Origin of the sequence: Labrenzia sp. THAF191a (genome assembly GCF_009363335.1) — a bacterium.
GTDB classification, from domain to species: Bacteria; Pseudomonadota; Alphaproteobacteria; order Rhizobiales; family Stappiaceae; genus Roseibium; species Roseibium algicola.
The window spans coordinates 4,664,934-4,683,442 of record NZ_CP045333.1; the positions used below are offsets into that span (position 1 = coordinate 4,664,934).

An 18,509-nucleotide genomic window follows, 5' to 3' on the forward strand; every position below is an offset into this window, starting at 1 on the left:
CACGGAACCACAGCAAGCGCATGGATTTGCATTGCAAAGCTCAACTAACGCGTGCTGCATCACATCGATTTTCAGGAGAATGAATGGTCGGGGCAGCAAGATTCGAACTTGCGACCCTCTGGTCCCAAACCAGATGCGCTACCAGGCTGCGCTATACCCCGAACAGTTGATGCGCTCGGATTTATAGGCCACAGACTCCATCGTCAAGCTAGAACAAACCAAGAATATCCGAGTTTTGTGGGCAAAACCTGACAAACATGTCCCGTACTTTGTTCTCAGTTTGCACACAAAAGCTAACCGGCGTGCCCGATGACCACGAACGAGCCTCGTAAACGCGACGGCCAAGGCATCGTGCCATCACGGTCTTCGAAAGTGCAAACCGGACTTCAGTATATTTGCTTGCCCAACCCGATTACTGGCGGCATTCTCCCGAATGAAAAGTATCCAGTCAATTGAATCAAATACCAAAACGTTTACATCAGCAAAATTACAATTTTCGATATATATTTCAGGAAAAGAAGTAGATGATCACGAAGGATGACTTCACAAAGGCATTAGAAGATTTCGGTGGATCCGAGTCCCAGAAAATACTTCAGGATCCGCAAGCATACCAAGCTACCTTTGACCTGCTGATCACCGTCGCAGAAGATTCGTCAATCTTCCAAAAAAAGCTGTCGATCGCGAATACAGCAGCGGGTGTAGCCAATATGGCCGTTGGACACTCCTCTGCCGACCGTCGGACAAAGAATGCTGTTCGCGCAGGGTCTTTTGCTTTGAGCCAATTCCAGCAGACAGCGAATCTAGCAAGTGTCACCAGGTTATCGCCAGGAGCCGCGATGGTTGCTGTCAGTGCCACAGTCGTCAACAAGACAGGTATTATCGTGTCGTTTGCAGGTGGGGACAAAAAGAAGGCTCAGTGCATCGGTGCGGTGATGGAGCTTTCTGCTTCCGCGGTAATCACTGCCGTATCTGCACCAACAGGCGTCCTGCTGGTCCTGTCGGTCGCCAGTCTGGCCGCCTCATCGGTCAACGCATATAATTCATGTTATTAGAATTTTCGGGCGGGCTGGAATAGGTACAGCTCGGGTTCACTCCAGCCCCATGGACGGGCTACTGACCTTGTCCCCGGCCGAGATATCGAGTTTTTCCGCCAGACCGGCGTTTATTTCGAACACGTACTTCGCCGGACCAAGCGAGGGAACGACGTCTTCGGAAAAAGGCGTGGTGTTGTCGGCGATGCTGACGATGGCCCCCTTCGCGTCAATGAAAATGATGTCGAGCGGCAGGGGCGTATTTTTCATCCAGAAGTAACGGTCGCCCTCCCCTTCGAAGAGGAACAGCATGCCGCGCTCTGCCGGCATCTCTTTGCGGAACATCAATCCCATCGACCGTTGCCGGTCCGTCGCCGCAACTTCCGCCTTGAACTGGTGTTCCTTGTCTCCAGACCGAATCACGAGCTCTTCCACCGGCAGGTTCAGCTGCGGGTCCTGCGCCAGCACCTGCCCTGGCGAACCCGCGAGCGAAATCCAGAGTGTTGCGGCAAAAAGCGAGAGGCACAGAAAGAAAGGACGCATTCTGAAAACTTCCTGAAAGACCCGGCAGAACCGGTTTGAGTAACTGGCAGTCAAGGGCAAGGCCGGAATAACACTTCCCGTTTGCCAAAGAAGATTGCCTGAAGGTCGACAAACAAAAAGGCCGGAACATGTCCGGCCAAGTCAATGTGCAGAATGACGGAAAGCGGGGTCAGTGAGAGGCAGGTATGTGGGTGCCTGTCCCGACCGGACGGATTTCAGCGGCCATGCGGCCTTTCGGGCCTTCGCCGAAGCGCACCAGCACATCCTGGCCGGGACGCAATTCAGTGATGCCGAAACGTCGCAGCGTCTCCATGTGAATGAAGATGTCTTCTGAACCTTCACCCTGGGTCAGAAACCCGAAACCCTTGACGCGGTTGAACCATTTGACGGTCGCTTTTTCGAAACCGCTTTCGGGGACAACCTGAACATGGGTGCGCGACGGTGGCAGCTGTGACGGGTGGGTCGCAGTGCTTTCGTCCATCGACAGGATGCGGAAGGCCTGAAGACCGCGCGGCCGGTCGAGTACTTCGCAAACAACCCGCGCGCCTTCGTAAGCAGTCTGGTACCCGTCTCGCCTGAGGCAGGTGACGTGCAAAAGGATATCACCGTCGCCGTCGTCCGGGACGATGAAGCCATATCCTTTCCCGACGTCGAACCACTTAATCGTTCCGGCAATCTCGAGTACATCAACGGCGACTTCGTCCGTCAATGTTTCGAGTGCGCGGGGCTCCCGTGCGGTTTTAACCCCCATAGCCTTTTGTCCCGTCTCTGGTCCGCATCATTAAGCTGAAGGCAAAATTCGACTCACCAGCCAGCTGATTCCTAACAAAAGGATAACATTGTGCTTTCTGGCGAGAAGGGAAATTGTCGGACTAACCACAGACCATTTACGGAAATCAGGCCGGTTATTCGCCAAATCTCGCAAATGTTTGAGCTAAAGGTGTTCGAATGACTGTTGACGCGTAAGAATCGAGCGGCGTTTCCTGGCCGTTTAGAATCACCAGGTCTGCACCGCCACGAACAGCGATGGCCGGCAGTTGTGCGGCTGGATGCACGACAAGTGACGAGCCCAACACCAGAAACAGATCGCAAGCAGCAGCAGCCTCCGCTGCCCGCTCCAGTTCCATTTCCGGCATCTGCTGCCCGAAACTTATGACCGCCGCCTTCAACAGTCCGCTGCAATCTGGACATCTCGGACTTTGCCCGGCGTCTACAATCGGCTTCTGAGATTCCAGTTCAGCCCGCGCACCGCAGGAAAGACAGGTTGCGAATGTGGAATTGCCATGGATCTCGACAAGCTTGTCATTCGGAAAACCTGCTCGCTGGTGCAGGCCATCGACATTTTGTGTGATGAGGCAATGAAGCTTGCCGGCCTGCGCCAGGCTCGTCATGGCCTGGTGTGCTGCATTCGGCTCCGCTCTTGCGAAATAGTCCATCATTTCGAAGCGGCGGTCCCAGTCTTCCAGGCGGCTATCCTCATCGGCGACAAAGTCCTGGTATTGAACAGGCTGACGTTTGGACCATATCCCGCCAGGTGAACGGAAATCCGGAATTCCGGAGTCCGTCGATATCCCCGCCCCGGTCAGGGCAACGATCTGCCGGTAGGAACCGTCCTTGAACTGTGCCACAAAGCGCTGAGCTTCGGGCAAGGTATCAATGCACTTCATCGGCCGGTCCGGTGCCCGTTTGGAAAATCCCTCGATTGAGGAAAAGGATAGGACATGCGTTATTTGCACACGATGGTCCGCGTGACCAACATTGAAGACTCACTTGATTTTTATTGCAACAAGATGGGCATGACGGAAGTCCGTCGCTACGAAAACGAAAAAGGCCGGTTCACCCTGATCTTCCTCGCCGGATCCGACGATGTCGAAGCCGGAAAGGCAAACGCTGCGCCACTTCTCGAGCTGACCTATAACTGGGATCCGGAAACCTACACCGGCGGCCGCAACTTCGGTCATCTCGCCTATGAGGTCGATAACATCTACGAATTCTGCGAGAACCTGCAGAACAAGGGTGTCACCATCAACCGTCCTCCACGTGACGGCCGCATGGCCTTCGTCCGTTCGCCGGACAACATCTCCTTCGAGCTGCTTCAAAAGGGTGAAGCGCTTGAAATCAAAGAACCCTGGGCCTCCATGCCCAATACCGGCGAATGGTAAAACCGGACAGTTTTCAACAGGCGCAAGCCCGGGATTCCGGGCTTGCAAAAAATTGTCGCAAAGGCTCTTGCAGGCTGCTCCAATCCCGCCTATAAGCCTCCCCACGACGCAGCCGCGTCGACCGCGCGCCCATCGTCTAGCGGTCTAGGACGCCGCCCTTTCACGGCGGAAACACGGGTTCGAGTCCCGTTGGGCGTGCCAACTTCTTCCCCTCCGGTTCAGAAGCAGGCACCTGGCACTGGCGTAAGCTACCGGTCAAAGTGCACCTGGCGATATGTAACTGCCTTTTATATCCAGGGCAGGTTCGTCCTTGCGGAACAACGTCCGCCCCGGAAATTCCTTCTTGTAGAATGCTTCGATATCTGCGGCTGCAGGGCCGGCATACTCTATCCGTCCACTCGGGAAGAATATGTCCAGGTCATCATCCTTGTGCTCCGTCGCATAGGTTTCCTGCGATCCGTGCAAGACCATGGCAATGCCGAGCCGGTTGTTGACGAAATGCTGCACGTCAAAAAACTTTGGCGAGCGCGTGTGCTTCTGACCCAGACGATCCTCTCTGACGCGGACCAGCTTGTCAGGAGCATCCATATCGACGATGCCGTAGAGATCGAAGTCTCCGTGCACACACTTGGCCGCGGTGATAAGCGAACTGGACGAGAACTTCACACAGCCGTAATAGGGGTCTTCCGGATTGCGTTCGACGAAATAAACGCCTCCACGCGGAATGTAGGTCAGTTTCCGTTGCTGTTCGAAGGTTGCCATTTCCGGTCGCAACTGTTTTTGAAATCCCCCCCATTCCTCGATCACCTTTGCCATCTTGCTCGCTTTGAAGGCCTTCTCACCAACGATTTTTGGATCGACAACCAGCCCCGCAAAGCTCTTGCGCTGCGCGTCCGGACACTTGCTTCCGACGGGCTTAACATCGAAATCCGCAGTCTTGGCCTTGCAATCCAGACGCTTGGGTGTGGCATAGGGTTCGCCAACGTGCTCAAGGGATGCTGTGTTTGTCCGTCGCACCAGAATCGCAACGTTGTAGAGCCGGGCTGCGGACTGAAATACGCCGACATGCTTGGCTCTCATATGTTTGAGAATATCTGCTCTTCCGGCCATAATGTTTTCTCCGCTGAGCGCAAGCTTCAAACGAGCCTGCGAAAACGCGCATTTGCAATGAAACCAGATTACCAGACAGTCTCTCAAACACGGTGATTCAAGTCACAAAGCGTTTTTTCAGGTCGAAAATCCGGTCCTTTTTCAAGTTTTGGCCGGCAAAAAATCCACTAACACCTTCCCTTGCGTCCTTTCGTGTTAACGTAACTCAAAAAATGGCAGCAACTGTCTGTTGAAAAGTGGTTTTTAAAAAAAGGATTGGCTATAGTCTGCAACTGATTTTAGTGGGGTCATCAACGGACCGTTGCGGTCCGGATTCAGTTGGTTGCAGGGACAGCTTCTTCAATTTGACGTTCCTGTGACGCGTATTACAGAAACATAGTGCCATCCGGGGTACCTGTTCCTCTCAAGAGGACAAAGACCTCGTGTAAAGATCGGTTCAACCGACAGGCAACCATGATCTACGAGAGGACAGGATATGTTCAAACGAATGATCGCCGTGCTGGCAATAATTCTCGCAGGGACGGCTCCGGCACTGGCTAAGCGCGTTGCCCTCGTACTCGGCAACGGCGCTTACGAGCACACAGTACAACTTCCTAATCCGGCAAATGACGCCGAGCAGATGGCCGCCAAACTCAAGGCCCTCGGCTTCGAAGTCGTCGCCGGCCAGGACCAGACTTATGGTGAAATGCGCAGATCCGTCATGGATTTTGCGAAAAAGGCATATGGCGCGGATATCGCCATTCTCTTCTACGCCGGCCACGGCCTTCAGGTCGCCGGTCAGAATCACCTGGTACCTATCGACGCCACGATCGAGGATGAAACCTCGCTCGATTTCGAAACCATTACCGTTGATTTCATCATGCGCCAAATGTCCAAGGACGTGAAGGTTCAGATGGTGTTCCTGGATGCCTGCCGCGACAATCCGCTGGCCCGCACCCTCGCGCGCCGCATGGGACCGAGCCGCTCCGGCAGCATTGGTGCAGGTCTTGCTGAAATCAAGATTCAGGAAACCGGCGGCGAAGGCTCCGTGATCGCTTTCGCGACCAGCCCGGGAGACGTTGCCCTGGACGGCGACGGTGCGAACTCGCCCTTCACCTCTGCGTTGATCAGACATATCGACACGCCGAACGCTTCCATCCAGACCGTCATGACTCGCGTTACCGGTGAAGTCTATGAAGAGACGGAAAAGAAGCAGCGCCCGTGGGTGAATGCATCTCTGATCGGCGAAGTGTTCCTGAACAAGCAGGCTGCACCGGCCGCGACGACCACTGTCGCCTCCCTTGGCGACACCGCGACGTCCGCTCCGCAGCAGCCGGTTGTAAACAATGCAGCAACGACCTCCCCCAGCCAGTCGGCAATTGCATGGGAACGTGAGAAGCTCATCTGGGAAACTGCCAAGTCCAGCAACACCGTTGCTGACTACAAGGCTTACCTGGATGCCTACCCGTCAGGCCTCTTCGCGGACTTTGCGCGCAATTCCATCAAGCGGCTCGAAGCCGGTAGCCAGGTTGCTTCGGTCAATCCGACCGTCGTCCCAGGTGCAGCAACGGCTCCTGCCGCCAGCACGACAGGCGTTGTGGCTACCCTGCCGGACCCGCAAAAGGCCGTTCCGGGTAATGAGGCAACCGAAGCTTCTCTCGGCTGGAACCGTACTGCCCGCCGCGAAGTTCAGACCCGTCTGAACCTGGCTGGTCAGGATGTCGGTCGCCCGGATGGTGCCTTCGGTCCGAAGACCCGCGCCGGTGTGAGTGCCTGGCAGGCTGCCAACGGCATCGTCGCCACGGGCTATTTCACCGCCGCCCAATACGCCTTGCTGACTGCACAGACGGCAACGCAGTACTCGGTTTACCAGGCTGAAGTGAACCGCAAGCAGCAAGCGGCTGCCAGCGCTTCTCGCAGTGCGACCTCCACGCGCCGTACCAACAACACCACCACTCGCCGTGCGAACAACAACAACAATGGTGGTGGCATCAACCCGGCTGGAGCCGCTTTCATCGGTGGCGTTGTGGGTGGCATCATCGGCGGTGCAATCGGTCGCTGATCAATACTGCAATCACATGTCAAACCAGAACGGCCCGGTCTTGAAAACCGGGCCGTTTTTGTAGCCACAGGTGAGGTTTTGCGCACGAACGGCTCGTTTGCATTGCAGAAACGCCTCGTGTTCCTGTCAATCGAGATGCAGCCGAACGCTTGTCAGCTTTGAGGTTCGGGCTTCGTCCAGAATCCGCACGACCTGCTGAAAATCGGTTCCCTTGCCAGGCAAAAGAACAGCATCCCTGGCACCAGCTTCTGCCAACCGGTTCAGTTCCTGTGCCAACCCTGCAAGTGGCAGTTCATTCCCGTTGACAGTCACGGCGGACAGATCTTCACCGGGAACAGACTTCACGACGATCAGGACTGCGGGAACGCTGGCGTTCGATTGTGCCTCTGCCCCCCCTGCCGGCGCTCCGCCACCAAGCGCAACTTCCAGCGGCCGCCAGACACCAAATGTGGAAGACAAAAGAAAGAACATGATCAGAATGAAGATCACATCGATCAGAGGTGTCAGCGGAATGCGCTTTCGCCTTGCAAGCGGTGTTTCGATGGAGATCATGGCTCAGGCCATCCCGGGTCTTCAGGTCATTCCGAAAATCGAGTTTCGCCGAAATACCACTTCAGCTCAATCGACTTTCCTAAATTGACCGCGGGTTCGCAATTCCTTAGCGTATTTAGCAAGTTGGCAAACTGGAAACACGAGCATGAAAACGGACCGCGACAGCGGCAAGGTTAGGCAAAGACGCCGGATCGGGTTACGCGGGATCGCGTTATTCGGGGCGGTGGCGCTGTCTGGAATTTTGTCGACCTCTGCTGCCCACGCAGGCCTGCGTGTTTGCAACGGGTCCGTTGATCTCGTGAACGTCGCGATTGGCTATGAAACCGACGAAGGCATGCGGACTGAAGGCTGGTGGACAATCACCGCAAACGCCTGCAGCCAGGTGCTGCAGGAACCTCTCGAGAAAGCACGCTACTATCTGCACGTGGCAGACGGTTTTGGCGAAAGCCGTCTTGGAGGCGATATCACGCTTTGTATTCGCGAGGAAAAATTCGTTCTTTTCGATGGCGATCAGTGCTGGCAACGCGGGCTGATCGAAGCAGATTTCTTTCAGGTCGAAACCGAGGGAAAACAGGATTGGACGGTCCTATTGTCTTACGATTAGGGACGGCAAAGACCGGCCTTCACAACCCTTTCCAACATTCATTGACGCATTAACCGGGGGAACAAGATGCGGATATTGGTTCAGAGAGTTTTTATAGCGATTGCAGTTGCCATTTTGGCGGCACCCGTGCAGGCACAGCAAGTGACGGGGAAAATCAGCCTCGAACTCAACCAGTTACAACCGACTGCGGACGGCGGCTGCCGCCTTTCGATCATCGCGACCAATGGCCTTGAACGCCCTATGGACAAGCTCGGCCTGGAAATGGTTGCCTTCAACAAGGACGGCCTGGTGGATCAGTTTCTGCGTCTTCAGTTCTCCCGCATATCCGCCGGTAAAACCAAGATCCTGCAATTCGACCTTGCCGGGAAGGCTTGCGACAGCCTTTCGCGGCTTCACATCAACGACGTCATGAATTGTGTGCCTTCCAGCATTACCGATGTCTATTGCCCGGATCTGCTGGACCTGAGCAATCGTACCCCCATCGAATTCGGCGATTGACCCTACCCTTGAACGTCTGATGGAGCGTCTTTCGCATGGTCGAGACATCTTCCTCCCTTCTGGAGCTTGGCGGGCCGGTCGTGCTCATCCTGCTCGCAATTTCCGTTGCAGCGCTTGCAGTCATCCTCGCCAAGACCGTTCAATTCTCCACGGCCCGTGTTGGCCGTCACGGACTTGTTCGTCAGGCTGTCACGCAATGGCGAAGTGGTGAACGCACCAAAGCCGCGCAAAACCTTTTGAAGGACAGGTCCTTGTCGGGTGCGCTTGTGCGCAGCGCCATGGATGCCATCCAGATGCTGGATCAGCAGCCCCTGTCCTCTCAGGTGCGCGACATCAGGGAAGAACGACTACGTGAGGAAATTTCTGCCAGGGCTGCCGACCGTCTGTTCGGCCTCGCCAGTTGGCTGAAGGCGCTTGATCTGGTGACGCAGATTTCGCCTTTGCTCGGCCTATTCGGCACGGTTCTCGGGATGATCGAGACGTTCCAGACCCTTCAGGAATCGGGTGCGTCCGCAAATCCTGCCACGCTTGCCGGTGGCATCTGGGTAGCGCTCCTGACAACTGCCTGCGGCCTTGCCGTTGCAATGCCAGTATCCATTGCCGTCACCTGGTTCGAAACGAGGCTGGAAAAGGAACGGGCCGCGCTGGAAGTTCTCCTCACCGGCGTCTTCACTGCCGGTGCTTCATCATCGCAACCCTCAGCGTGACACCTTGAACGCCGTCAGCGAATAGACCCCAGGCTCTGCCAGTATCTCGGCCACCCGTTCGGAAGGAAGCCGTCCGAATCGAGAAGGCTGCCGCTCTGAAGGGCGGTTCCAGATTGCGAGCACGAGCGCTGTCTCGTCACTCTTGTCGCTGGCAATCATCGTCACCGGTACCTTGAAGCGCCAGCCGCCTGCCGTCTGACTGTTCGATGCAGGCAGAAGAAACTCCCGGCCGTCATGGATCTGCCCGGCATCATCGATCAGGTACAGTTCAGGTGGCCCCTTGCCGCTGAGATCCAGTCCCGACTGTTCCGCGCTTGCAATTCGCTCGATCGGCAAGTCACGCTGAATCACACCGGATACAGGAGTTCCGCTGCGCACGACCGTCCGGTCCAGTTCGACCAGACCGGCTGCTTCAATGCCTTCAGAAACGCCAAGAGCATCCAGCAAGGCGCATTGCCTGCGCGTCACCAGTCGGACTTCGATCTTTGCCTCGAAACCCTGATCCGCCTTGAAGCGCTGATCGAAGATAGCGAAAGGCGCTATGCCTGCGCCAAAGGCCGTAACTTCCGCGGTGTCCGCACCAGCTGCAAGAACAGACATATGTGTGCATTCACCGAACTTGTAACCGGCAACATAGTCCGACACCTTTGCCAGTGGATCTATGGAAGCGACCGCGACGGGCGGCACGTTTTCTGTCAACTCCCCCTGCGGTTGTGTTGCGGGGACCGTTGAAGAGACCGGGGCATTGGGCGCTAGCTCGGGAGTTTCCGTTTCCGTAGGCTGCAGGGCAGCAACCTGTTGTTCCGCAGGCAATACCGCATCCACCTCCGCACTAACCACCGGATCGACAGTAACGCTGGTATCGGGAGCAACAATGCCCGGGCTTTCAACGGAAGGCTGCGTTTGTGGAACAAAGACCTCAGACACGACTTCGTTGCCAGTGGGTTCGGCAGGTGTCTGATCGACGACGAGCGGAGCCAGAACAGGACTTTCCTGCACAGCCGAAACGATTGTCTGCGTCTCACCTGCGGCGGCAACCTCACCGATATCCGTTGCAACCGCTACCGAAGGCACCACTTCCACCGTGGCTGGGACTTCGGCACCGGAAAGAGTGACTTCAGACCCGGCAATAACGTTTGGCGCGACGGACGTCACAGCGACAACGGCATCCGGTACAGGCGTGGCGGCGACAACGGTGGAGGCGGTTTGCGGAACAACAGAAGGCTGAATCACCTGAAGCTGCTCCGGTGGCGTTGCGGTGACCGGGCTTGTTTGGACAGGGCTGACTTCTTGCGCTTCAATGATAGGCGTGTCGTCCGAAAGCGATTGATCCAGAACGGTTACCGGCACGGCTTCAACCAGTGCATTGACTGGGCTTTCGGTGACCACCGGCTCAGACAATACCGGCTCAAGGATCTCCGCAGTCTCGGAATTGACAACTGTTTCCACTGGCACAGAAGTCTCGACGGGCAAGGGAGTGTCCGGTTCGAGCGGTTGTGTGATTTCAGTTTCGACACTTGCCAGATCTTCAAATGGCAGACCACCACTTTCCAGGATCACTTCGGTCTCGACCGGTGGCAAGGGGGCTTCTTCCGTCCAAGGCAACGCTGGCAGGCCGTAGATCAGCGCGGAAACATGCAAGGCAACCGAAACGCCCAAAACAGCCGGCCACACGTACCCCGGGATATCCCATTGCCGGTCCTGGTTATAGGCGACAACGGTCAAGGTGCACCTGCCTCAACAGTCATCAGTGTCAGGCGTTTCACACCGCCAGCTTTCAATCTGTCGGCAAGTGTGGAAATGGCTTCCATTCTGGCTCGCTTGTCGACCTGAACCACCATGTGGGTTCTGTCGGATTGCCGAGCTTCAAGAAATGGGCCCAGGTCGTCGTAAGCCAGAACTTCACCGTCGAACCAGACAGTCCCTGCCCTGTCCAGTACAAGACTGCCTTCCAGTTTGCCGCTGCCATCGTTCTGTTGCGTTTCCGCCCAGTCGAACCCTTCAGGCAAGGGCGGCCGCAGCGTTCCGGATACCAGAAGAAACAGCAGCAGCAGGAACACCACGTTGATCAACGCAAGGGAGCTGTCCGCACGCCGGTGCGGTTTCAGCTCCTGCAAATGGATCGGTTTGGTGTAGCGTTTCATGGTTGGCCAGAATATCCGCTGCGCCAGGTCTCTTCCCGGTCAGGGCACCACTTTGACCGTGGTTGCCGTTGCCCGCAAGACCGGACCATCCTGCATCAGCTTTTCGAAATAGTCTTCCGGATCTTTTTCGCGGCGCTCGGAAAGCGTCTTGGTTATGTCCGGGCCCACCATGGCAATGATCAGGCCGGTTTCTTCAGTAGACGTTTTCAAGGTCAGCGGCACAACGAAACCGGCGCCCCGGTCGTCCGTCTGCAGATATGGGGACAGATTGACCGTCTCCCCCTTGCTGTTGACGAATATAAGCCCGAGCCCGCCAGTTGATGGTTCATAACCGGAAATGCGGCCAGCCATGTTGCTACCGTTCGGCACGACCGTTCGCTGCATGTCGAGACGCAATTCGGTCTTGGCGTTTCCCTGTGGTGTTCCTCTCAGAAAAGCTATCGCCGGACATTGCGCATCGCTCACAAGGTTGACCTGGATCTTCGCTTCAAACCCCTGAGACTGGGTGAAGTCGCTGTCGAAACTGATGAATGGCGGCGTCCTGGAAGCAAATCCCTCAATCTCTGCGGAACGGCTCGCGATCTCTATCGGCTGGAGATACATGCAATCGCCCGCCTGGTAACTGCTCACGAAGTTCCGGATCCGGTCTTCGGGGGTCACGTTTTCAGGCGTCTCTTGCGGATCGGTTGTCACGGGTGGCCGGGTAACGGTTTCGGTCGGTTCCGGTTTCGTGTCGACGGTCTCCTCTGGAGGCGTGGTCGGAATTGTCGGCACGGTGTTGCCTGGCGTCGTCGGCGCCTGCGTTTCCGGCGTTTGTGTTGAAGGCGACTGAAGCGCAGTTGTTTGTGTTTCAGTCGGCTGCTGGGACACTGGTTGCTGCGTTGCCGGTTGCTGGGTCGCTGGCGTCTGCGTTTGTTGTGTCACATTCGTCTGCTGCGACGGTGCGTCAGGCGCATTCGGTCGTGGCGGTGCCACAAGTACAGGTTTCTGGTCCTGCTCGGGCACGGATTGACCGACCAGGAAATAGACACCCCCGGCACCGACACCGGCGAAACCGAGCAGCGACAAGGCTACCAGAATGCGCTTGCCCCAGTTTGCCTGCGGTGGCGGCTGATCCAGTGCGGATTGTTCCGGCGGCGGCGCAGAAGATGGCCGAATGATCGTACGGTCCTGGTCCTGCCGCCCCATCGGAGCACCTAGCGTCCAGTCCGCAATTTCCTGCATGCTGGCCGGGCGGTTTGCCGGATCGGGCTGCAACATGGCTTCCAGCAACGGACGGAAACGATTGTCGATTCCTTCCAAGGGAGGCGTCTGCCGTCGTTTGTCGACGATCTGCACCTGCGTGCCGCCCATATCGATCTGTTTGCCGGTCAGGGCTTCCGCAATGACCAGGCCAAGCGAATAGATGTCGCTGCGGGCAGTCACCTTGGCATCAAAAATGCCGACCTGTTCTGGCGAAACATAATTGACCTTGCCTGCAAAGCCGTCACCGATAATTGTCGGTCCACCCGTGTTCGCCCGCGAAATACCGAAATCGATGATTTTGGCCTGCGCGACATCGCCGTTCTGGAGAATGACGTTGTCCGGCGAAAGATCCCGGTGGATCACTTCCCGGTCGTGAACCGCCTGCAGGGCTTCAGCCAAGCGCTTGATCAACCGTGCCACCGCCTCCGGCTCCAGCGGGCCTGATTCAAGGCGCGTACTCAATGACGGGCCACTGACGAACTCCATCGCCAGGTAATAAATCCCGAGCGTAGGTTCCTTCGCGAAGACGTAGTACTGGGTCAGTGCGTCGTGCTTGAGTTTGCGAAGGATCTTTGCTTCCCGCTTAAACAGATCCAGGATCATCGGGTCGCGCGAGAAGGTCGCGAGAAGGACCTTGACGGCAACCGGATCCCCGCTTTCCACGTCCCTCGCCTTGTAAACCGTCCCGATACCGCCATCGGCAATATGTTCCTCAATCTCATAGAGATTGTTGAGCCGGGTTCCGGCAGGCAGCAGGTGGGCACCAACGTTCATCAGTTGCGAACTCCTTCGCGCGCAGACATTGCATCGATATCGACAATCACGACAGTCACGTTATCCGAGCCGCCCTCTTCGAGCGCTCCATTGATAAGACATTGTGCCGTCGGCTTCGGCGCGCCGTTCATCAGGAAAGTACCAATCACACTATCGTCCAGATGTCCGGTCAAGCCATCCGAACACAGAAGAAACCGATCGCCCTGACGCAGATTTCCGGAAACCAGTTCGAGTTCAAGCTCAATCCCGGATCCGATCGCCCTGGTGATGACATGCCTGCGGGCGAACGTCCTTGCTTCTTCAGGCGTCAGCACGTTCTGGTCCACCAGTTCCTGCGCCTCGGTATGATCTGTCGTCAATTGTTCAAGACGGCCATTGCGCAGACGGTAGACACGGCTGTCGCCTGCCCAGAGGCACGCAAAGTTTGATCCGGAAATCAGAAGTGCGGCGATCGTCGTGCCCATGGCGGCTCCGTTCGCCTTGGCTGCGGCCTGTTCGATCCGGTCCTTTGCGGTAATCAACCTGCTTTCGAACTGCTCCAGAAGGTCTTCCGCGCTGCGCGGTTGCGCGATACTGGCAAGGGCTTCACGCACGAGACTGGACGCCATCGCACCGTCATGCATGCCTCCCGCACCGTCCATCACCGCGAAAACGCCCTTGCCCTCGTCAACGTAGAACGTGTCCTCATTGTGCTGCCGAACCCGGCCAACATGGGTCAGTCCAATCGCAAAGCCACGCATAGAGGCTTCCATTTGTTCGATCATGTTCGATGATCCTCCGGATGAAATCGCCCATGACTATTCCCTGCCACGTCCTGTCGAGCTTCCGAACCGGCGAAGGTTTCCGGTAACAGCAGCCATCGAAAGGCGCTTGCGTCCGGCAGGCCTGCACACGAAAACTCAAAACCCACATCTCCTGCACGGCACCAGAATTCGGATGACAGAACATCCGTTCCTGGCATCGTCGGTAATTCGGCATCCCTGCCCTTCTTGCCGCTTGCCTCCACCGCAAGTGGCGATTCCAGACCTGCGACAGCCTGTTGAAAGTTTTCCAGGCTGGCATCTTCCTGCAAGGTGTCGCGCAAGATTGCCTCGACATGGTCATACCAGGTCTCTTCCGGCCGACCATTCTGCTTTTCCAGTCGGATGTCGCTGGCAAGTGTCAATGGAAAGGTCCGGCCGACCTTGTCGACATTCGGCATGAAAGCACCGGCGACGGCCTGAACAGGTTCGTCACCCTCTGAAGAGTGCATAAGCCAGAATCGCCACACCGGCATTGTCATGAAGGCTTCCTCCCACCCCGCGCCCAGATCCAGACGGGATTGAGCGAGTCCGGTCATCAGGAAGGCCTCCCAGCTTTTCAGAAAGCCGGCAGGGCACTGCCCGATGACAAAATCCGCTCGTGCCGGCAGTTTGCCGAAATAACCGGTTCCCATTCTAGAAGCTCGTAGGGCAACTGAAATCGCCGACTGCAGACAGGAAGAACGGGTTGGGATTCGTTCTCAATGTCACCGTGAAGGCAACCTGTCTGCCGCCAAGCGTTTCACGCACGACGAACTTGTTCTGTCCGGAACTGACCCTGTTATCGCGAACGAAGCGATAGAAGGCCCAATCTCCATGGATTTCACGACGAGATCTGTAGCCTGGCACTTCCGGCTGGATCACCAGTACAACGCGAGGCGTAGCCGTGTTGCTGGGCCAATCAAAGTTGGCCGGCAACGGTTCGATTTCCGCATTGAAGCCGGGCCCACGCGTCACCAGTACGAGATTGCCGTTCACTTCCAGGCTGGCCGCGTCAGCCTGCTGAGACAGGGCGCGCGGAACCACCTGAAGTCCGACGGACGGAAACGCGTTTCCTGTCGGGAAGAAGGCCTGCTTGATCAGGTCTGCACGTTCGAACTGCCGAAGCGTTGCGTTCGACAGACGGTCCGCCTGAGACACTTCAGGCTTCCAGTTCCAGGGGCGCGTCGAGGTATCGACTAGCGGCTTCAGGTTTTCATCGAAAAACCGCTGCATGATTCCCGTCGGTGCGAACAGTTTGGCAAATTCCGTCATCGGCACTTCGGAGCGACCGTTTTCAAACGGATAGTTCCGGGCGACGATCCTGCGGCATTCACCAACAACCTGGGTGCTCAGCTTCTCGTTCAGCTGCGTGATCGAGGTTTCCTTGAACTCCTCGTCAAATTCCTTCGCAGCCTGGATAATCAGTTTATCGAAAGGCGGCGGGAAACGCGTCGCGTTGCTTCTCAGCAGAGACGCCTGAATTTGCACGTTGGAATTTGCCGTTTCGCTCTGCAGCGGGTTGTTGGCCACGATCAGAAGGTTGTCTAGGATGTTCTTGAAGTTCAGCAGCAAGGCATCGATCTTGCGGCTGTTCTCGCCTTCCACCAGTACATGGTAAGGACGGAAGTGATCTTCGATCGCCTTGCCCGGAATAATGGTTGGACCTCCGCCACCAGCGGCAGTTCCAAGCGCGTTGGACAACCCTCCCGGCGCGATTGCCTGAAGTCCGGCTTCAAGGCCGATACGTTTCAATCCACCGGACGAATCCAGCACGTAGCGCTGGAAGATCTTCTGTGCAGCGTTAGTGCCGGCATCTTGCGCGTTGCCGCCTGTCAGGTTTCCGGCAAGGCCTTCACTCGACAGATCCTGGGTGAGCAGGGTTTCGCGCCGAATGCTCTCAAGAAGCTGCACAACAGGTGATGTTGGTGCCGAGACGGCCTGAAGCGTCGTGTAAAGCGGCTTGTCGTTGCGCATCGACTTGAATTTCAAGTTGCCGAGCGCCTCTTCCCAGGCTTCGATGAAATCTTTGGTGTAAAGCGCCAGGATCTCGCCGGGAAGCGACTGATATTGGTCGGAAAAGGCATCGGCTTCCCCGACGTCTCCAAACACCCACTTGTCCCGTTCCAGTTCTTCACGAATGCCGGCAAGGTTCGGCAGAACCGAAAGATGGAAGCCCGGATAGGTGAAGAACTTGTCGACCGCAACCGTGTCCAACGTGTCGCCGTTTTCCGTTTCGAAAACGGTCTCCATGTCGGAGCCGCCACGTTGTTCTGCAATCCAGTCTTCGCTGGCAAGGCCCTTGGCACGAGACTTGAGAAGTGCATACCCACGCTCGGCCAGGCTGACGCGTCCGAGCTCTCGCTGGACCTCGGCAACCAGAATGCCGTCAAGCTGATCAGTCAGGACATTGCCACCGAAATCGAGATCGAGCATCGCAGCAACGTGGTTGTTGAGCTCGTTGCGCAAGATCTCGCCCTGAGGTCCAGGGAAGCTTTGCAGGAAGTCGGCACGGAACGAATTCTTGATCTGCTCCTTGTCGATCTCTGGCGCATCACCTGCCACCATGCGGTACAGCTTTGCCAGATTGTAGAGCGTATCGACGTCCTGTCCGCCCGGACCGGTACGATTGTCGAGCACCTCGGTCATCTGCTCTTCGATCCTCAAGAGCAAACGCGGCCGCAACAACCTTTCCAGACCACTTCTGTAGGACGTCACACCAGCTGCTTCCAGACGATCGCGCTGGCTGAGGCCGAACTGTTCCATGACAGGCGTTGGCGTATCGCGGCTGTCGTAACCGGCCGGCAAGCCTCGTAACATCGACAGGATGTAGGCGGTATCCACCAGATTGTCGTCGCGTACAACCCGCTCCGCCAGAACGGTTTCGCCGTTTACGCGCACCGTGTCCACAGCCTTGGCGGTTTCGTCAATCAAGGCCTTGTTGTTGAGATAACTGATCCCCCACAAGCTGCCGAGGCCCAGGGTCACGAGGGCAATGGCTGCGTAAGCCGCAATGCGGGTTGCGGTCGCAACTCTGACGGCCTGCCGGTTATGGGTTACCCAGCCGGCTTCTCCGATTATCACCTTGGAAAGAAGATCACGCAGGAAGTAGCTCTTGCCCTGACCGGATAGAGCTGCCGCCTGATAGGCTGTCCCGAAGGCCTGGCTCATTGAGCCGATGACCCTGTCGATGGCCGTGCCTTTTTGGGTGCCGGAGGTAAAATAGAAACCGCGCAGAACAGCATTCGGATAATACCGGCTCGGTTCGAAAATCGCATTCAGGAAACCGGTCAGACGATCCTTCAGGGCAGCAACCTGTGTCGGGAAGCCATAGAGCATCAGCCGGGCACGCGGATCCGGTTCTTCCTGAAGACGGTCCGCCATCTCCTCGTTGAGACGCTCCACCAGAAGATCAAACTCGGCGGGCGCTTCCGACACCATGTTCTTGTTTTTTTCGCGGGTCTGGAAAGTCGCTCCCCAGACCAGGTTGCGACGGGTTTCGGGATAGGAGCCGAAAAACTCCATGAAGCCTGCAACCGTGTCGGCCTTGGTGAAGATCACATAGACCGGGAAATCGATTTTCAAGGTCTTGTAAAGTTCGATCAAGCGCGTGCGGATCGCATCGGAATGCTGTTTCAACTCATCGTCAGACAGCGTCATCAGGTCTTCAAGACTGATCGACACCATGACGCCGTTGATCGGCTGACGCGGACGGGCCTTGCGCAGAATATTGAGGAACCCGTGCCAGGCTTCGCGGTCATGCTCCTCGTCGGAATCCTGCGTTGTGTAACGCCCCGCCGTATCGATCAGCACAGCCGTTTCAGCAAACCACCAGTCGCAATACCGGGTTCCGCCAAGGCCCTCCAGCTTCTGGGCCTCTCCCTTAGCGCGCGAACCGGCAAACTTCAAACCGGAATGCATCAAAGCCGTGGTCTTGCCGGCGCCCGGAGGGCCGATCATCAGGTACCAGGGCAAGTCGTAAAGATAGGTGCGCGCGTTTCCGCTGGACGTCTTGAGCGTCTTCAGCGCGTCCTTCATGCGCTCCGACATGATCTGCAAGTCGGCATCACTTGCCTTGGGCTGCAGGATCTCACTCTCGAGTTCCCGGTTGGCCTTGACGCGCTTGTAGATCCGGTAGCCGGTCCAGCCGCCAACGGTCAGAAGGACAAGCGCAACCAGCGACAACCTTACCCAGAGAGGTTCGAAGGGCCTCACACCGGCGATCGACAGGAACGGCCCACCAAACCAGATCAGACCGATCAGGGCGAGTATGCCGATGACGATTGCCGTTATTCCGAGCCAGAATTTCATAGATACAG

At 56.8% G+C, this 18,509-nt stretch carries 17 protein-coding genes and 2 tRNA genes; 7 read left to right on the forward strand and 12 right to left on the reverse strand.

The window, feature by feature from the left end:
* Positions 1-84: 84 nt before the first annotated feature.
* Positions 85-161, reverse strand: a tRNA-Pro gene (locus FIV05_RS21525).
* A 363-nt stretch (positions 162-524) separates the two neighbouring features.
* Here FIV05_RS21525 and FIV05_RS21530 point away from each other — a divergent pair.
* A complete protein-coding gene (locus tag FIV05_RS21530) occupies positions 525-1,052 on the forward strand; it encodes a hypothetical protein (RefSeq protein ID WP_152510920.1) in 528 nt (175 codons plus the stop codon).
* 36 nt (positions 1,053-1,088) lie between these two features.
* On the opposite strand, the gene FIV05_RS21535 is transcribed toward FIV05_RS21530, so the two are convergent.
* The 3 genes from FIV05_RS21535 to FIV05_RS21545 all read right to left on the reverse strand — a co-directional run bounded on the left by FIV05_RS21535 (position 1,089) and on the right by FIV05_RS21545 (position 3,241).
* Positions 1,089-1,574 (reverse strand): DUF192 domain-containing protein, encoded by a 486-nt coding sequence (locus tag FIV05_RS21535; RefSeq protein ID WP_152510921.1) that lies wholly within the window; start codon positions 1,572-1,574, stop codon positions 1,089-1,091.
* 169 nt (positions 1,575-1,743) lie between these two features.
* On the reverse strand, positions 1,744-2,325 hold the full coding sequence (locus FIV05_RS21540; protein WP_022999344.1) for a cold-shock protein: 582 nt from the start codon (positions 2,323-2,325) through the stop codon (positions 1,744-1,746).
* Positions 2,326-2,479: 154 nt separating this feature from the next.
* On the reverse strand, positions 2,480-3,241 hold the full coding sequence (locus FIV05_RS21545; protein WP_152510922.1) for a Sir2 family NAD-dependent protein deacetylase: 762 nt from the start codon (positions 3,239-3,241) through the stop codon (positions 2,480-2,482).
* A gap of 54 nt (positions 3,242-3,295) precedes the next feature.
* Here FIV05_RS21545 and FIV05_RS21550 point away from each other — a divergent pair, with 54 nt between their 5' ends.
* The gene (locus FIV05_RS21550; protein WP_022999346.1) at positions 3,296-3,736 is read left to right on the forward strand and encodes a VOC family protein; all 441 of its coding nucleotides are present in this window, start codon (positions 3,296-3,298) and stop codon (positions 3,734-3,736) included.
* Positions 3,737-3,861: 125 nt separating this feature from the next.
* A tRNA-Glu gene (locus tag FIV05_RS21555) sits at positions 3,862-3,937 on the forward strand.
* Positions 3,938-3,991: 54 nt separating this feature from the next.
* Here the strand turns inward: FIV05_RS21555 and FIV05_RS21560 are convergent.
* The gene (locus FIV05_RS21560; protein ID WP_152510923.1) at positions 3,992-4,846 is read right to left on the reverse strand and encodes a hypothetical protein; all 855 of its coding nucleotides are present in this window, start codon (positions 4,844-4,846) and stop codon (positions 3,992-3,994) included.
* A 475-nt stretch (positions 4,847-5,321) separates the two neighbouring features.
* Here FIV05_RS21560 and FIV05_RS21565 point away from each other — a divergent pair, with 475 nt between their 5' ends.
* Positions 5,322-6,887 carry a caspase family protein gene (locus FIV05_RS21565; RefSeq protein ID WP_055654023.1) on the forward strand — a complete coding sequence of 522 codons (1,566 nt, stop codon included), beginning with the start codon at positions 5,322-5,324 and terminating at the stop codon, positions 6,885-6,887.
* Positions 6,888-7,013: 126 nt separating this feature from the next.
* Here the strand turns inward: FIV05_RS21565 and FIV05_RS21570 are convergent, their stop codons facing one another.
* Positions 7,014-7,439 (reverse strand): biopolymer transporter ExbD, encoded by a 426-nt coding sequence (locus FIV05_RS21570; protein WP_152510924.1) that lies wholly within the window; start codon positions 7,437-7,439, stop codon positions 7,014-7,016.
* Positions 7,440-7,584: 145 nt separating this feature from the next.
* Between FIV05_RS21570 and FIV05_RS21575 the strand changes: the two genes are divergently transcribed.
* From FIV05_RS21575 to FIV05_RS21585, 3 genes are all read left to right on the forward strand, one after another.
* Entirely contained in the window at positions 7,585-8,043 is a 459-nt protein-coding gene (locus FIV05_RS21575; RefSeq protein ID WP_082444406.1) for a DUF1036 domain-containing protein, read from the forward strand.
* A gap of 126 nt (positions 8,044-8,169) precedes the next feature.
* Positions 8,170-8,541 (forward strand): hypothetical protein, encoded by a 372-nt coding sequence (locus tag FIV05_RS21580; RefSeq protein ID WP_152510925.1) that lies wholly within the window; start codon positions 8,170-8,172, stop codon positions 8,539-8,541.
* A gap of 35 nt (positions 8,542-8,576) precedes the next feature.
* On the forward strand, positions 8,577-9,248 hold the full coding sequence (locus FIV05_RS21585) for a MotA/TolQ/ExbB proton channel family protein (protein WP_022999352.1): 672 nt from the start codon (positions 8,577-8,579) through the stop codon (positions 9,246-9,248).
* Here FIV05_RS21585 and FIV05_RS21590 read toward each other — a convergent pair.
* Genes FIV05_RS21590 through tssM form a run of 6 tightly spaced genes read right to left on the reverse strand, consistent with a single transcriptional unit; the run spans position 9,240 to position 18,501 of the window.
* Complete coding sequence (locus FIV05_RS21590; protein WP_152510926.1) at positions 9,240-10,973, reverse strand: hypothetical protein; 1,734 nt, start codon at positions 10,971-10,973, stop codon at positions 9,240-9,242. The genes FIV05_RS21585 and FIV05_RS21590 overlap by 9 nt on opposite strands.
* Entirely contained in the window at positions 10,970-11,392 is a 423-nt protein-coding gene (locus FIV05_RS21595) for a biopolymer transporter ExbD (RefSeq protein WP_152510927.1), read from the reverse strand. The genes FIV05_RS21590 and FIV05_RS21595 overlap by 4 nt, the downstream gene beginning before the upstream one ends.
* A gap of 39 nt (positions 11,393-11,431) precedes the next feature.
* Positions 11,432-13,411 (reverse strand): serine/threonine-protein kinase, encoded by a 1,980-nt coding sequence (locus FIV05_RS21600; protein ID WP_152510928.1) that lies wholly within the window; start codon positions 13,409-13,411, stop codon positions 11,432-11,434.
* A complete protein-coding gene (locus tag FIV05_RS21605; RefSeq protein ID WP_022999356.1) occupies positions 13,411-14,175 on the reverse strand; it encodes a PP2C family serine/threonine-protein phosphatase in 765 nt (254 codons plus the stop codon). The genes FIV05_RS21600 and FIV05_RS21605 overlap by 1 nt, the downstream gene beginning before the upstream one ends.
* A complete protein-coding gene (gene tagF / locus FIV05_RS21610) occupies positions 14,172-14,846 on the reverse strand; it encodes a type VI secretion system-associated protein TagF (protein ID WP_152510929.1) in 675 nt (224 codons plus the stop codon). The genes FIV05_RS21605 and tagF overlap by 4 nt, the downstream gene beginning before the upstream one ends.
* Position 14,847: 1 nt before the next feature.
* Positions 14,848-18,501, reverse strand: a complete 3,654-nt coding sequence (gene tssM / locus FIV05_RS21615) for a type VI secretion system membrane subunit TssM (RefSeq protein WP_152510930.1) — start codon at positions 18,499-18,501, stop codon at positions 14,848-14,850.
* Positions 18,502-18,509 lie beyond the last annotated feature (8 nt).

Coding starts and splice junctions, on each gene's coding strand:
- tagF (WP_152510929.1), bottom strand. CDS start 14,846: ATGGGAACCGGTTATTTCGGCAAACTGCCGGCACGAGCGGATTTTGTC.
- FIV05_RS21570 (WP_152510924.1), bottom strand. CDS start 7,439: ATGATCTCCATCGAAACACCGCTTGCAAGGCGAAAGCGCATTCCGCTG.
- FIV05_RS21585 (WP_022999352.1), top strand. CDS start 8,577: ATGGTCGAGACATCTTCCTCCCTTCTGGAGCTTGGCGGGCCGGTCGTG.
- FIV05_RS21575 (WP_082444406.1), top strand. CDS start 7,585: ATGAAAACGGACCGCGACAGCGGCAAGGTTAGGCAAAGACGCCGGATC.
- FIV05_RS21530 (WP_152510920.1), top strand. CDS start 525: ATGATCACGAAGGATGACTTCACAAAGGCATTAGAAGATTTCGGTGGA.
- FIV05_RS21535 (WP_152510921.1), bottom strand. CDS start 1,574: ATGCGTCCTTTCTTTCTGTGCCTCTCGCTTTTTGCCGCAACACTCTGG.
- FIV05_RS21565 (WP_055654023.1), top strand. CDS start 5,322: ATGTTCAAACGAATGATCGCCGTGCTGGCAATAATTCTCGCAGGGACG.
- FIV05_RS21545 (WP_152510922.1), bottom strand. CDS start 3,241: ATGAAGTGCATTGATACCTTGCCCGAAGCTCAGCGCTTTGTGGCACAG.
- FIV05_RS21550 (WP_022999346.1), top strand. CDS start 3,296: ATGCGTTATTTGCACACGATGGTCCGCGTGACCAACATTGAAGACTCA.
- FIV05_RS21595 (WP_152510927.1), bottom strand. CDS start 11,392: ATGAAACGCTACACCAAACCGATCCATTTGCAGGAGCTGAAACCGCAC.
- FIV05_RS21600 (WP_152510928.1), bottom strand. CDS start 13,411: ATGAACGTTGGTGCCCACCTGCTGCCTGCCGGAACCCGGCTCAACAAT.
- FIV05_RS21540 (WP_022999344.1), bottom strand. CDS start 2,325: ATGGGGGTTAAAACCGCACGGGAGCCCCGCGCACTCGAAACATTGACG.
- FIV05_RS21605 (WP_022999356.1), bottom strand. CDS start 14,175: ATGATCGAACAAATGGAAGCCTCTATGCGTGGCTTTGCGATTGGACTG.
- tssM (WP_152510930.1), bottom strand. CDS start 18,501: ATGAAATTCTGGCTCGGAATAACGGCAATCGTCATCGGCATACTCGCC.
- FIV05_RS21560 (WP_152510923.1), bottom strand. CDS start 4,846: ATGGCCGGAAGAGCAGATATTCTCAAACATATGAGAGCCAAGCATGTC.